At 35.8% G+C, this 14921-nt stretch carries 14 protein-coding genes; 5 read left to right on the top strand and 9 right to left on the bottom strand.

Features of this window, described 5'->3' with window-relative positions; all coding sequences use genetic code 11:
* Positions 1-4: 4 nt before the first annotated feature.
* Together hemH and hemE are read right to left on the bottom strand one after the other, a co-directional pair.
* A complete protein-coding gene (gene hemH, locus NSQ89_RS03240; RefSeq protein ID WP_341132249.1) occupies positions 5-949 on the bottom strand; it encodes a ferrochelatase in 945 nt (314 codons plus the stop codon).
* Between the two features lie 67 nt (positions 950-1016).
* The gene (gene hemE, locus NSQ89_RS03235; RefSeq protein ID WP_095320239.1) at positions 1017-2078 is read right to left on the bottom strand and encodes a uroporphyrinogen decarboxylase; all 1062 of its coding nucleotides are present in this window, start codon (positions 2076-2078) and stop codon (positions 1017-1019) included.
* A 547-nt stretch (positions 2079-2625) separates the two neighbouring features.
* Between hemE and NSQ89_RS03230 the strand changes: the two genes are divergently transcribed.
* The gene (locus NSQ89_RS03230; protein WP_095320238.1) at positions 2626-3150 is read left to right on the top strand and encodes an antibiotic biosynthesis monooxygenase; all 525 of its coding nucleotides are present in this window, start codon (positions 2626-2628) and stop codon (positions 3148-3150) included.
* Positions 3151-3178: 28 nt separating this feature from the next.
* Here NSQ89_RS03230 and NSQ89_RS03225 read toward each other — a convergent pair whose 3' ends face one another.
* From NSQ89_RS03225 to liaF, 3 genes are read right to left on the bottom strand one after another with little or no spacing between them, the layout of a single operon-like run.
* Complete coding sequence (locus NSQ89_RS03225; RefSeq protein ID WP_095320237.1) at positions 3179-3814, bottom strand: response regulator; 636 nt, start codon at positions 3812-3814, stop codon at positions 3179-3181.
* A complete protein-coding gene (locus NSQ89_RS03220) occupies positions 3807-4838 on the bottom strand; it encodes a sensor histidine kinase (RefSeq protein WP_061797529.1) in 1032 nt (343 codons plus the stop codon). The genes NSQ89_RS03225 and NSQ89_RS03220 overlap by 8 nt, the downstream gene beginning before the upstream one ends.
* 9 nt (positions 4839-4847) lie before the next feature.
* Positions 4848-5582 (bottom strand): cell wall-active antibiotics response protein LiaF, encoded by a 735-nt coding sequence (gene liaF / locus NSQ89_RS03215; protein WP_167555725.1) that lies wholly within the window; start codon positions 5580-5582, stop codon positions 4848-4850.
* Positions 5583-5922: 340 nt separating this feature from the next.
* On the opposite strand from liaF, the gene NSQ89_RS03210 reads away from it, so the two are divergent.
* A complete protein-coding gene (locus NSQ89_RS03210) occupies positions 5923-7326 on the top strand; it encodes a hypothetical protein (protein WP_341132248.1) in 1404 nt (467 codons plus the stop codon).
* 146 nt (positions 7327-7472) lie between these two features.
* Here the strand turns inward: NSQ89_RS03210 and NSQ89_RS03205 are convergent, their stop codons facing one another.
* Positions 7473-8141 (bottom strand): phosphatase PAP2 family protein, encoded by a 669-nt coding sequence (locus NSQ89_RS03205; protein WP_095320236.1) that lies wholly within the window; start codon positions 8139-8141, stop codon positions 7473-7475.
* Positions 8142-8308: 167 nt separating this feature from the next.
* On the opposite strand from NSQ89_RS03205, the gene NSQ89_RS03200 reads away from it, so the two are divergent.
* Positions 8309-9517, top strand: coding sequence for a M20 family metallopeptidase (locus tag NSQ89_RS03200; protein WP_336045507.1), 1209 nt, complete (start codon positions 8309-8311; stop codon positions 9515-9517).
* 49 nt (positions 9518-9566) lie between these two features.
* On the opposite strand, the gene NSQ89_RS03195 is transcribed toward NSQ89_RS03200, so the two are convergent.
* The 3 genes from NSQ89_RS03195 to NSQ89_RS03185 form a co-directional block, all read right to left on the bottom strand.
* Positions 9567-10286 carry an EcsC family protein gene (locus NSQ89_RS03195; RefSeq protein ID WP_047943063.1) on the bottom strand — a complete coding sequence of 240 codons (720 nt, stop codon included), beginning with the start codon at positions 10284-10286 and terminating at the stop codon, positions 9567-9569.
* Between the two features lie 122 nt (positions 10287-10408).
* On the bottom strand, positions 10409-11629 hold the full coding sequence (locus tag NSQ89_RS03190; RefSeq protein ID WP_047943062.1) for an ABC transporter permease: 1221 nt from the start codon (positions 11627-11629) through the stop codon (positions 10409-10411).
* Positions 11622-12362 (bottom strand): ABC transporter ATP-binding protein, encoded by a 741-nt coding sequence (locus NSQ89_RS03185; RefSeq protein WP_047943061.1) that lies wholly within the window; start codon positions 12360-12362, stop codon positions 11622-11624. The genes NSQ89_RS03190 and NSQ89_RS03185 overlap by 8 nt, the downstream gene beginning before the upstream one ends.
* Before the next feature lie 698 nt (positions 12363-13060).
* Here NSQ89_RS03185 and NSQ89_RS03180 point away from each other — a divergent pair.
* On the top strand, positions 13061-13483 hold the full coding sequence (locus NSQ89_RS03180) for an HIT family protein (RefSeq protein WP_047943060.1): 423 nt from the start codon (positions 13061-13063) through the stop codon (positions 13481-13483).
* 310 nt (positions 13484-13793) lie between these two features.
* The gene (serC, locus tag NSQ89_RS03175; RefSeq protein WP_047943059.1) at positions 13794-14879 is read left to right on the top strand and encodes a 3-phosphoserine/phosphohydroxythreonine transaminase; all 1086 of its coding nucleotides are present in this window, start codon (positions 13794-13796) and stop codon (positions 14877-14879) included.
* Positions 14880-14921 lie beyond the last annotated feature (42 nt).

The raw sequence follows: 14921 nt of genomic DNA, 5'->3' as shown, positions 1-14921 counted from the left end.
CACTTTACCCTTTAATAGGTACTGCAATTTCTTTTAAAACCACTGTTGCTAGTGCGTCAATAAATTCCGGCTGAGCATTTGGCATTTTTGGTCGATAATAGCTTGCTCCAACTTCTTCCGTCACAACAAGGCACTCGTAATCATTGTCATATAAGACTTCTAGATGTTCCGCTACAAATCCTACTGGCACATATACAAATGCTTTATATCCATATTTCGCATGTAAATCTCTTGTTAAATCCTGGACATCTGGACCAAGCCAAGGATCTGGTGTATTTCCCGCACTTTGCCAGCCTAGATAATAAGTAGATATACCTGCTCCCTTTGCAATTAACTCTGCTGTATCCTTTAATTGGTCTGGATAAGGATCTCCATATTGAAGGATTTTTTCTGGCAAACTATGCGCAGAGACAATTAACGCTGCATTTTCGCGTTCTTCTTGTGACATTTTAGCGTATGTCTGTTTTAATTGATTAATCCAATAACGAATAAATTTGGGCTCCTTATACCAGCTTTCGATACTATGAATGGTTAAGCCCCCTAATTTTTCTGCTTCTTCTTTAGCACGATTATTATATGCCTTAATACTAAAGGTAGAGTAATGAGGGGCTAACACAATACTCACTGCTTCTTCGATTCCATCTTCATGCATCATCTTTACTGCATCTTCTACAAATGGTTCAATATGCTTCAATCCTAAATACATTTTAAATTCAATATCATCTTGTATCTCATTAAGATGTGCTTCTAAACCCTTTGCTTGTTCCATCGTAATTTTTGCTAATGGAGAAATGCCGCCAATTGCTTCGTAGCGACTTTTTAAATCTGCCAGCATTTCATCTGTCGGCTTTCTACCATGTCTAATATCTGTATAATATCTTTCAATATCTTCTTCCTTATATGGTGTACCATATGCCATAACGAGAAGCCCCATTTTTTTTCGACTCATTTTTCATTACCTCGCTTCTTTCTATTATTTTGTATCTTTTTGATTTTAGCTATCCTTAAAATCCCTTTTATTTGCCTGAGCGCTTACTACTTAGTAAGTCACCGGAATATTCATGAATAAAACCAGTCAATTTTTTCAACACAGCTGGATCTACATCTGGGAACACACCATGTCCTAAATTAAAGATAAAGCCTTGCTGCTCTATTCCCTGTTCAATGATTTGCTTTGCTTTTTCCTCAATAACACTCCATGGTGCAAGAAGTACTGCGGGATCTAAATTTCCTTGTACAGCTTTGGTTACTCCCATTTTTCTTGCTTCTGATATAGGTAAGCGCCAATCTAGCCCAACTACATCTAAGGAAAGATCATTCCATTCAAGCGCCAAATGACTCGCCCCGACTCCATGCATAATGAAAGGAACATTTTCATTCTCCAGCTCAGAAAAAATCCTATTCATGACCGGCTTTATAAATAATCGATAGTCCTCCACATTTAAAGCACCTACCCACGAATCGAATATTTGAATCGCACTAGCACCTGCATTAATTTGCGCCTTTACGTAGGTAACCACCATATTACCAAGCTTTTCCATTAAAGCATACCAAGCTTCTGGTTTAGCATACATAAACGCTTTTGTCTTATGATAGTTTTTGGATGGTCCACCTTCAATCATGTAACTAGCAAGAGTAAAAGGAGCGCCGGAAAAGCCTATTAACGGAACATTTAATTGTTCGGTTGTAAGCAGTTTAATCGTGTCAAGGACATATTTAATATCTTGCTCAGGATGTAACATACCAAGTCTTGTAATATCCTCCATTGACTGAATAGGATTCTCTATCACAGGTCCGATTCCTGATTTTATTTCCACATCAACCCCAATGGCCGGAAGCGGCGTCATAATATCTTTATATAATACTGCAGCATCGACATCATACTGATCAACCGGCAATTTCGTAACATAAGCACATAGCTCTGGCTGATGCGTTATTTCAAATAAAGAATATTTCTCTTTAATTGCTCGGTATTCAGGCTGCGAGCGGCCTGCCTGTCGCATATACCATACCGGAACATATTCAGTGGGCTGTCCTTTTGCCGCTTTAATAAATGTATCTTTCATCTGTTTATTCATCCTTTTGATGTCCACCTTTCAAAGGTATGTATTTCGTTCTATATAGTGATTAACGTTTTTTATTTATAATAATTATTAAGTTATAATATTTATAAACAATATGCAAGTAAAAAGTTTTTTAAACAAATTTTTTTATGAACAACATTTGTTTCCAAGTTATTACCATCCCAATAAAAAGGAATGCCTGTCCTAGACATCCCATTCTTTTTTTTACTATATGTAAAAATCTTCTTTCCCAATCATGCATATATTTCAATAATATATCTTTTTTACTATCTTTGCATAGATAACTTATCACTTTGTCACAATTTAGACATTTTTTACCCAAAATTAAAGGAGATTACACCTCTTTTGCTAATTATAGGCAGCGCATACAAAAAGTTAAATCATGAGAACATAAGGGAAAAGCTTTAAATGGAACTAGGCATCTCGAATAACACGGTAGTTAATGTTAATATACAAATGAGAATAGTTTAAGAGGGTTTTATCGTAACTTTCCGCTTTCTATTGTATGCTTAAAATATCCTTATGACTTGGAGGGAGATTAGTGAATATCTATCTTACTAGCGGAACCTATGATTATTTAGGGAAAAAATACGAAAGTAAGTTTTCGAATGAAACATTGTTATTAATGCAGGAAGAAGCCAGCGATCGGGCAATACTATTACACGAAAGTCAAGCTCCTTCTTTCTTCCAAGAACCAAGAAGCTATGACATTTTATTCAGTTATGGAATGTTAGAAAATAAAGGGTTTATTACCATGAATCATATTCCAGTAAGTGAAGAAAATAAACCTGTTTTCGAGCATAAGATGATGAAGTACTTTACATCTATCCCAAACAAAACAATGACAGCTATACGCTTCCTTCGTCCTGCTAAGGGAGACACCTATATCCTCTTTTGTCTATGGGAAGAAAAAGCGAATTATATAAAATGGAAACAGCAAGAAGCAAATGTAGAAGCTCCCATAGGTAAGAGTAATGAAAAAAGCTGGAATAGTTCCCAGCATTCTATCTTTAATGGAAAACCGTATTTTGTACAATTAACGATTCCAAATGAAGAAAAAGCGTAATTAATCTAGTAGCCAGCTGAACTTATGACTATCTTGTTTTAATAATGCCATTCCTATTGGCATACACAGCAGCTTGGGTTCGGTCGGCTACTGCTAATTTCGATAAGATGTTGCTTACATGTGTCTTTACTGTTTTGATTCCAATATATAGTTCTTCACTAATAGCCTGATTAGTCATTCCTTCTCCAATACACATTAATACATCTAATTCTCTTTCTGTTAGATCATCATGTGGCTTTCTTTCTGTTGCTCGCAATTTTTTCACCATCACGTTAGCAACCTTTGGCTCAATCACTGCTTCGCCAGTATAGGCTTTCTTAATTGCTTGCACGACCTCTGTAGCACTTGCTGTTTTTAATAAATAACTAAATGCGCCTGCTTCTATTGCCGGAATGACTTGTGCTTCATCATAGAAGCTTGTAATTATGATTACTTTGCAGCTAGGATACTCTTTTAAAATAGCCTTTGTTGCTTCAATACCATTCCCGTTTTCCATTAATAAATCCATTAACACAATATCCGGCTTCTCCTTTAGTACAAGCTGAACTGCCGTCTGACCACTATTTGCCTCTCCCATAATGTGAATATTGGGTTCTGTCATTAGGTAAGAAATAATTCCTTTTCTCACCATTTCATGATCATCTACTACTACCACTCTAATCATTTTCCCACCCCTTTGTTGGCACTCGAATATCAATATAAGTTCCTTCTCCCATTTTCGAACGAAGTTCCATCACACCACCAATTTCTTCACAGCGCTCTCTCATTGTCTTTAACCCATATGATGCAATTCTTTCTATCGTCGGATCAAAGCCTTTGCCATTATCACTTATATGTAGAGAAGCATATTCTTCTCGTTCTTCCAAAATGATTCTTACTTTATCTGCATGAGAATGACGAAGCACATTGGATAGGGCCTCTTGAACAATTCGAAAAAGATGTTCCTGTCCAGCCGTAGATAGACCATCTATTTCATCAATGCTTGCAGAAAAATGAAGCATTGTTTTTTCTTTCAGCTCTTGAATAAGCTTGATTATGCCATCACACAACGTATCATTGCTTAATTCAATCGGTCTTAGATGAAGCAGCAATGCTCGCATTTCCCCTTGCGCTTTTCCCGCAATCGAAACAATTTCCTGTAACTGCTGCTTGGCTAAAGCAGGATCCCGGTCAAAAATTTTATATGCAGCAGAAGACATCATATTTAATGCAAATAATTGCTGACTAACAACATCATGCAAGTCCCTCGCCAGTCGTTGTCTTTCTTCTATTACTGCGGCATTGTGGGCTGTTTGCCCGAGCGTTGTTTTTTCATTTGCTAATCTCTGCAAAGAATGAATTTGCTCTTGTTGATAATCAGCGAGCTGATTAAGTTCTTCTTTTACATCATAAACATACTCACTTGTTGCAAGCGGCATTTTTGGCGGTATTTTTCCTCTCCTTAAAGATGATATAAACCAAAATATTTCATCTAATTGTTTCTTTATTTTACCGCTCCATTTAAAAGCAAAATAAAAACCCACCACTGTTATCAGAAAAAAAAAGATGGCAGCTAAGGCAAAACTCCCTATCCAAGACGTTGCAAAATTTGGAAGTAAATAGATACTTATAAATAGCAGCAAAGAAATAATCAAACTTGTTAAAATGATATTTCGATAATATCCATAACGACTAATTGTCTGTCTCATGTTTCCCCCTTATACCTTTTGCACTGTAATATCGCCAATATCAAGCAAAATATTTAGCTTTATTTTTTTTATTGCCTCTTCATAATAGGCAGATTTATGCTCCAGACTATTTCCAATTCCCTCCTTAACCGACTGCAGAATTCGTACTTCTCCAATCTTTACTTCGGCTTGAACATAAATGGCTAGATCATCTGGAACAATAATTTTCACATCACCAATCCTCGCATGGATAAACAGCTCGGTTTCTCCTTCAGGAATAAAAGCTTTGCTAAAATCAATATAGACATCTCCTAACCCATGAGAAATTTCCATCGGTTCGACAGCCCAATTATCTGTATTATACTTAACATCTCCCATGCGAAAGGATTTCTTGGTATAACGTTTTCCGCCACTGTCATATTCAAAAGTGAACTTAGGTTTGATGAGTCCTAGTGCCATTAAAATAATAATTAATGGCCATAATTTCCAAAAATCGATAAATCTAAATTCTAATACTTGAAAACGATCCAAAAGGAGAAGAATAGAGAAAATAAGAATAAATAAGGTGAAAAATAAATTGCTTTTTCGTTTTAATGTTATTTGATAGAGCGAAAGCAGACCATAAACAAGCAGCAAAAACGGATATATTATGACAAATAATTTTTTTATTTCCAAGGAAATGACACCAATATTAACAAGTAATAAGATTACTCCTACAATAAGTAAACTAATAGAAAACATTATTTTGGAGATTGATCTTCTCAAAAACTCCCCTTCTTTCCTAGACATCTATAGATAGAATTTTTGTGAAATTCTAAAAAGCAGTCTTTTTCAACTATAAATCTATTGTACTACCTTTATGTAATTTTTTGCTCCTTCTTTCGATGTTTTTTTCTCCACCTTGAGAAGGAGTCTTTGGCACATTTTTCTTCCGGATTTTTAGAATAAATCCTTCCTCCCATTCCAAAGCAATGAAGTGAAACACACTATATTTCAAGGAGGTACCAATCACCTTTTACATACAGCTACATAATCTGTATTAACCGAATGGTGATAGATGCCTATAGCATCCTCCACTTCAAATCGGGAAAGGAGCTGGATTTATTTGGGTATCGAATTAACAGCACTTCATTGGATATATGTACTATTTATTGTCTTTATCATCGGCTTTATGGTAATGAGAAGAGATACTACCTTTATTTGTATCGTTGGAATCTTTCTATTAGCGATAACAGCGACCGGATCTTTAAGTACCTCGATTAGCAGTATTTTCAATAGTTTCATCTTTGCTATTACAGAATTGTTACCTACTATTGTTGTTATCTCTATTATTGTTGCAATGAGTAAAATTTTGACGAAAACAGGTATTAACGATGTAATGATTTCTCCCTTTTCCAAACTTATTCGTTCACCTGGACTCGCTTATTGGACGATCGGAATAGTAATGATGCTCATTTCTTTCTTTTTCTGGCCATCCCCCGCAGTAGCATTGATCGGAGCTGTTCTCTTACCAGTAGCTTTACGGGTTGGTCTGCCAGGAATTGCTGTTGCCATGGCAATGAATTTATTCGGCCATGGGATTGCATTATCAGGAGATTTTATCATCCAAGCTGCGACGAAACTTACAGCAGATGCTGCCGGCATATCTGTCGAAGACGTCATGCATGCAAGTATCCCCCTTGTCATTGTTATGGGGGTTGTAACAACTATTACTGCATTTTATTTTATTAAACGCGATATGAAAAGAGGAACACTGACTTTTGCAACTGGTGTCACCTCTATTAATAAATCAGATATTCTTCCCCAAGTAAATAAATTACTACTAAGTAGTACACAAAAGAAACTGTTCGCCATTCTGATTCCCATTCTCTATATTCTTGATGTTGTTGCAATGTTTTTATTAGATTTACAAGGGGGAGATGCTACCGCACTGGTTGGTGGAACATCCATTTTTATTCTTCTTTTAATAACATTAGTAAGCTACAAAAATAAAGGCTTGGAGAAAACAACGACTTATTTGATCGAAGGATTCCAATTTGGTTTTAAAGTATTTGGACCGGTTATTCCAATCGCTGCTTTCTTTTATTTAGGTGACTCTGGTTTTAGTACGATTATCGGGGACTTTCTCCCAAAGGAGTCCCACGGAATCGTCAATGATCTCGGTATTGCTCTTGCTTCCACTGTTCCATTAACGAAAGAAATTGGCGCCGTTACACTAACAGCTGTAGGAGTTATTACCGGCTTAGATGGTTCTGGCTTCTCTGGCATTTCATTAGCAGGTTCTATTGCAGGGTTGTTTGCCCATGCAATTGGCAGTGGAATAAGCACATTAACTGCTTTAGGGCAAATTGCTGCCATCTGGGTTGGCGGTGGAACTTTAGTCCCTTGGGCATTAATCCCGGCTGCTGCAATCTGTAATGTCGATCCATTTGAATTAGCAAGGAGAAATCTTCTTCCAGTCTGTATCGGCTTAGTAGTGACTACTATTTTTGCCATGTTCCTCATCTAACTAGCGATAGTCAGTTAAAAATTATTTTTACTGGCAAACCCAAATAATTATACGAAGATACTAATGTATGGTTCGTATATTGTTTGGGTTTTAAACCTTTTTAAAAGGAAGTTCCATGAAATTTTCTATAACTTCTTTATCATCCATTAGCTACTTAGTTTTGTTCCTGCTCCTTTTTGTTTATGAAATCGATCATAAAATGTTTCATAGAAACCTACCCATACAAACAGCCAGATCCCTCCTAATAAATAACCACCAATAACATCTGTTGGATAGTGGGCCTCTAAAGCAATTCTACTTATACCAATTAGCAAAATGAATACAAAAGCAATAACTGCCAAAATCAGCTTTCCTGCATTCCCTTTTATTTCTTTCGCTAGAATATGTGCAATAAACAAATAAAGAAGTAATCCTACCATTGCATGCCCGCTAGGAAAACTAAAACTGTCTGTCTCTAATGCTTCAGCAGCTATGGGTCTAGGTCTTGCCACTAAATCTTTCACCCACTTATTCAGTTCATTTCCTAGTCCAACACAAAAGACAAATGCTGCAATTCCTACAAAATCTTTCTTTTTCCACCAAAGAAAAAGAATAAATAGGAAAGCGATAATTCCAATGCCTATTTTATCTGCAATGGATGATATGCCTTCCCAAAAAGGAATAAAACTAGCTGGAAACAATGTATGTATAAACTGGGTTAGTTCTGTATCAAATGCTAATATTGCTTGTCCATTTACAGCTAGGATTAGCAGGATAAACAATAAGAATGACAGGATTATTAATCCCCAAGCCATTTTTGATTTTCTAATATCCATAATTCCTCCTAAATGAATTTCATTTTAACCTTATTTTAACAACATCTCTCTTATAAGGATAGGCATAATCTTTACGATACATAATAGTTTATCCGCTTTTCACCTCTCTTCTTTATTACTACATGCTATAATAAAAATATTCTAAATAGTCAAACGAGGTGGAAGATATGCTACAAATTATATGGGAACAACTAGATAACTATTATAATGAAATGGTTAAAATACGGAGATACCTTCATCAATACCCTGAATTATCATTCAAAGAGGTTAAAACAGCTCAATATATCATCTCTTTCTATGAAAAATTAGGAATTCAAGTTACAGGAAACGTCGGAGGTAATGGAGTAGTCGCAAAAATATCAGGGGGAAAACCTGGAAAAACAGTTGCGCTCCGTGCTGATTTTGACGCTCTTCCAATCCAAGATGAAAAAGATGTTGCTTATAAGTCAAAGGTTTCAGGTGTCATGCACGCCTGTGGTCATGATGGGCATACTGCAACCTTATTAATACTTGCTAAAGTAATAAATGAGTTTAAAGAAGAATTAGCAGGGAATTTTGTTTTTATTCACCAGCATGCTGAAGAATCAAATCCAGGTGGCGCAAAAGCGATGATTGAAGCAGGCTGCCTGGAAAATGTGGAGGCTATATTTGGCACTCATTTATGGGCGACACTTCCCACAGGGACTATTTCCTATAAAGCAGGACCCATGATGGCAGCAGCAGATGAATTTAAAATTAAAATCCAAGGTCAAGGGGGACATGGAGCACAGCCGCACAAAACGAAGGATTCTCTTGTTACCGCATCTCAACTGGTCCTTAACCTTCAACAAATTGTCAGCAGAAAAGTAAATCCTATCCACCATGCTGTTTTAACAGTAGGCTACCTTGAATCTGGTAATGCTTTTAATGTGATTGCTGACACAGCGATCCTAGGGGGAACAGTCCGGACGTTTGATAAAGAAACGCAATTACTTATAAAGGAAGAGCTGGAGAGAGTAATAAAAGGCACGTGCTATACAGCAAATAGTACATATGAATATGAATACGATGACGGCTATCCAGCAGTCGTTAATCACCCTGAGGAAACTTCCTTTTTAGCACATTGTGCGGAAAAGGTCCCAGGAGTGACCGTTCTAGAGGGAGAACCTGAATTAACTGGCGAGGACTTCTCTTATTATCTGCAGCATGTAAAAGGTGCCTTTTTCTTTACAGGAGCAATGCCTGATACAAATGGTCCGACTTATCCGCACCACCATCCTAAATTTGATATTAATGAAAAGGCTATGCTTATTGCCGCAAAAACATTAGGTTCTGCTGCTATTACTTATAATATTTCCTTAAGCGCTGCAAAGGCTAGTACTAACTTAAATTCATAAAATCATAAAAAAAGGAAAGAGATTCTAAACACACGAATCCTTCCTTTTTTCATTTGTTTTGTTCCTGAAAATAACGCCAGCGATAAACATTCTTAGCTGCTTCTCCCAATTGATCCATTAAATTATAATTAGCGTAGGCACCCACAGCTGCCCCAATCCCCGGCACCAATTGCAGCATTTTTACAAAATCAATAAAATCGCGATATTCCTGCTGTAGATCCTGCCAATTAAGGCTAGCAGCTCTCAGCTTTTCTTCTTCCCAATTCTCTATTATCTCTAAAACTTCTCTTCGTTTTCCTTCACTTGAAAAAGCTAGCTGAAAGATATAGAGCAAATAGATTCTTTCTTCCACTTGAGCCGTATCGTAACCATATGTGGCTGCGGCTTCCATTAAAAAGTTCATTTTAATGGAAAGCAATAAGGGAAAATCAGCCAATCCAAGCAATATCCCACCAGCCCCCGTTCCGGCACCTTCTACAACAGCAACCTTTTGAAATTGACTTATTTTTTTCGTTAACTCTTCATCTTTTCCTTGCAAAGAACGGAAGATAGGTGGATTTTTTTTCTTGATAATATTGCTGCCGGCAAGTGTTGCTTGAATCATCTGTTTAATTGCTTCCGTAAGGGTCTGATGAACTTTATCTGGTATATAAGAATTTATTTTATTTTGCGCTTTTTTGGATACTCTATTTAAAATAGAAGACCGTTTTTGGATTTTCCGTTTCCACTCTTCTACTTCTTTTAACGCTCTTTGTTCATATTCATTCATTTATCTTCCTCCTTGCTTATGCTTACGTTCCATAAAAAAAATAGTTCCTGATTTTTTGAAGTTAATTATTAAAAAAGGAGCTTCCCTTCTAATACACACTAAGGTTTAAGCTCCTCTTCTATTTATCCCTTTTTTACTTTTTTATTTATATAAAACGAAGTAAAGAAGATAATAAAAACAATATTAACTACTAAAGAAATCAAAGCATACATCCAATCTCCTTTTAAAGCAATAATTAGAGACAAAATGATTCCTTGGCAACTTAAAATCACAGCTAAGATTTGTTTAAATGATTTTTCTCTAGCAGAGGCTGCCACTGGATAAATTGTAATCCACAATTTATTATCATAGGCATTCCAAAGCGGCAGCAGCTGCAAGCCTGTTAAGAAAACAAATAATACACTTATGAATACTTGTCCAGGTCCAAAAGATAAGAAAAAGATGAAAATTCCACTTATCAATGTTAGCCGAACCGTTAAGCCGAAATAATCTCCTGCACGGACATAGGTTCTCCAGTATAAATGCGTAAATACCTTTTCTCTCGCAAAAGAAACGCGGCTGAATAATACATCTAGAAAACGTCTTCGTTTTATACGATTTCTTAAACTCGGTACCTCTGTAAACATATTGGCAAAGCGATAAAAAGAGGCTAGTCTTTTTTCATCTTGTTCAATTAAATATTCCCATTTTACGCCTTTATTGCTTGTCGCTTTCTGAAAGTATATAAGCAAGAAAGCCATAATTAGAAGAAGAGCAAGAATAAATAACGGAGACGAGTCAGCAAATAATAAATACAAAATAGCTAAATTAATCAAAAATCGTACAACACTATCTATATGATGATAACGCACATTTACATAGTATTGTATTTGCCAGCGAATCAGCAAATTAGCTCCTTTACTTATCAACAACACAATAAGTAGATACCAAAAGCGACTAAAATCACCACCGTGTACTTTTGCATATAACGGCATCAAGGCAGCAAGAATGATGACAAGCAAGTAGCCTTGAAGGACAAAACTAATCATCATGGATTGGAGAAAATACCTTTTCATTTTGGTTTCTACTGCAATTAAAAAGATCCGGTCAGCATCCTTTAAAAAAGTATAGGTTGGACTATTTGTCATAAAAAGAGTAAGGATAATGCTCATAATAAGCGCAACAGGGAAGTCATTCGAAATCGTTTTTAACCATGCTTGATAATAGAAGGCTCCAGTCCCTAGTAAAAAAACTAAAACGATGACAACATGGCCATTAAGAATATACTTTAAATATTGACTATATTCTTTCGCTGTCTGCCCAGCTCTCTCTCTCCATAACTGCTTCTCATTAAATTCAAACATGTTCTTCTTCCTTTGTAAGATAGATATAAATATCATCCAATGTTGCAGCTGGCATGTTAAAGGCTGTCCTTAATTCTTCCATGGTTCCTTGACTCTTTATTTGGCCTTCATGAATAATAATAATCCGATCACAATATCTTTCGGCTGTAGCAAGAATGTGTGTAGACATTAGAATCCCCGCTCCCCCATCCTTCATTTTCTTTAGTTGATCTAATAACGATTGAATCCCAAGCGGATCTAATCCGACAAATGGTTCATCCACTATATAGAGAGAGGGTTCCACTAGAAAAGCACACATAATCATTACCTTCTGCTTCATTCCTTTCGAAAAATGAGCCGGAAACCACTTTAGTCTTTTTTCCATGCGAAATTCTTTTAATAATATTTCCATCCGCTTTTGATAATCAGACTCTGACAAGCCGTATGCCATGGCAGTAATTCTTAAATGTTCTTCTAATGTTAATTCATCATATAAAATAGGCGTTTCAGGTACAAAGGTAAATTCCTTTCGATATGCCTCTTTATCGCCTTCAAACGTCTTGCCATTAATAAGGATTTCTCCTTTATGCGGCTCCATCAATCCAATGATATGACGAATAGTTGTACTTTTTCCAGCACCATTTAATCCGATTAAGCCAACCATTTCATTCGCATGAATAGAAAAGGAAATATCCTTTAAGACAGGATTCCGTGTATACCCTCCAGTAACATTCTTTATTTCTAACAACGCCATCTATTGTACCTCCAATATGTATTATCTATAGTTTAACAACATTCTTCCTTAAATAAAAATGATTGCACAGAAAAATTTTCATTTTCTTCGTATATAAAATCTTGTTCAGGATATTCTATTTATTGAAGGGGAGCACCAAAGAAATATTGCAGTATAACTCCAATATTAAATGAGGTGTTTGCAAAAGATTCTATACAGATTCTTTAAAAAAGCTTCCATTCGTTTATAAAAGGGGATGTTTGCCTTGCATAAGCAAGTTAGGAACAGAAGATCAGTAACACCAAGCTGCTTCATTACGAAAACAGCCTAATTCATTTCCACTTTGAAATGAGGTGTTTGTCGCAGACAGTCATCCATTCTTTATACGTTTTTGACATATAAAGACATTTTAAGGGGATGGTTCGTTTGAACAATGATCGATTTCTCTAAAGCTTAACACAATTCATTTTTTAAATGAGGTGTTTATCAAAGAGAAGAACCCTAAAATAACGTTAAATAGAAGTTCTCTCCTTCATTAGAGGGTGTCCTTAAAAGGTATTCTTATTATGTATATCCATAGTAAAGAGGTTTATTCAAACTTCTCGCTTGGACAATCCATATAAGAGGATCCTTTCCAAGGCACCCTCTTCCTTTTGTTGTTCAATAAAATAGTTCCTGTGTTAAAATATTGATAATACATAATGAAGGAAGGTATTTTTATGAGTGATTGTATTTTTTGCAAAATAATTGCTGGAGAAATTCCGTCTAAAAAAGTTTTTGAAAATGAACATGTAATGGCATTCTTAGATATTAGCCAAGTTACTAAAGGACATACATTGGTGATACCAAAACAACATGTAAAGGATGTCTTTGAATTAACTCCTGAAATTGCAAGCAATCTATTTGAAGTTGTGCCAAGTATTGCTTCTGCCATTAAAGAAGCTTATGCACCAATTGGTTTAAATCTCCTTAACAACAATGGTGAAAAAGCCGGACAATCTGTTTTCCATTATCATATGCACCTTATTCCACGTTATGGAAAAGGAGATGGTTTTGGAGCTGTTTGGAAAACAAATTTTGATGGATATTCAAATGAAGAGCTGACAGAGATTGCAGAAAAAATTAATTCTAAAGTAAGATAAGTCCATTAGCTTATTTTCTTGAAAAAACTTTCTAAAAAAATTCATATTTTCAAAAGCTATTTAATAATAGTTTCGTTTTTTATTGGAATACCGCTCCCTTCCTTAAAAAACAACTACGAAGATTCTAGTATCTGGAAGGAAATATTTTTCTAATAGCATGAAAAAACAAAGCATCTTTTTGAAAAATTCTCACTTTTTCAAAAAGGTGTTTTTTTCATCTGTACAAATCAGCTGAATTTGTTAGTATAAGGGTAATCTTTTTGTCTTTAACGCTTTACTATTTGAAAAGTTAATTTAGGAGGAAAGAACGTTGAAAAGAGCATATAACTTTAATGCAGGTCCTGCAGCTTTACCAGAATGGGTTTTACACGAGGCAAAGGAGCATTGGTTAAATTTTAATGATACAGGTATGTCTTTAATGGAATTAAGTCACCGCAGCAAAGATTATGAAGCTGTACATAATGAAGCAAAGGAACTACTTACATCTCTGCTTTCTATACCAGATAATTACGAAATTCTTTTTTTACAAGGTGGAGCAAGTCTTCAATTTACAATGATACCAATGAACTTGCTTCCTAAAAGTCAAACAGCTTATTACGCTCTCACTGGAGTATGGTCAGAAAAAGCCATGAAGGAAGCCTCCAAGCTCGGTAATACGGCCATTTCAACTTCAAGTAAAAACGATAATTATACCTATATCCCTGACCATGAACAGATTAACATACCAGATGATGCAGCATATCTCCATATCACAAGCAACAATACCATTTTTGGCACCCAATGGAGCAGCTTTCCAAGCAATTTATCTGTCCCTTTAATTGCAGACATGTCGAGTGATATTTTAAGCACACCAATTGATGTTTCACAATTTGGAGTTATTTATGCTGGCGCCCAAAAAAACCTTGGCCCCTCTGGAGTAACTGTAGTGATCATTCGAAAAGATTTAATCAAAGAAGATCCTGCTTTGCCAACCATGTTAAGTTATCATACACACGCTAAAAATAATTCTTTATTCAATACCCCGCCAACTTTGGGGATATACCTTTTATCCCTTGTTCTAAAATGGGTAGAGAAACATGGTGGAGTGGAAGGTATTGCTGCCATCAATAACGAAAAAGCAAAACATTTATATGAAGTAATCGATCAAAGCAATGGTTTTTATCGCGGCCATGCAGAAAAAACAAGTCGTTCTAAAATGAATGTTACTTTTACTTTACAGTCAGAAGATCTTACAAAGGATTTTTTAAGAGAAGCAAAGGAAGCAGGATTTGTTGGTCTAAACGGGCATCGCTCTGTGGGCGGCTGCCGAGCTTCTATTTATAATGCCGTTCCCCTCGAACATGTAATAGCATTAAGTACATTTATGAAGGATTTTCAGCTCAAGTATCAACAATAAAAAGACTTTAGCTCTATAGAATTCCCTTTACAATAGTAATGA

This window comes from Niallia sp. FSL R7-0648 (genome assembly GCF_038007005.1).
Taxonomy (GTDB): Bacteria; Bacillota; Bacilli; order Bacillales; family Cytobacillaceae; genus Niallia; species Niallia circulans.
Note: the sequence above shows the minus strand (reverse complement) of the source record. Positions and strands in the feature narration are given on the sequence as shown.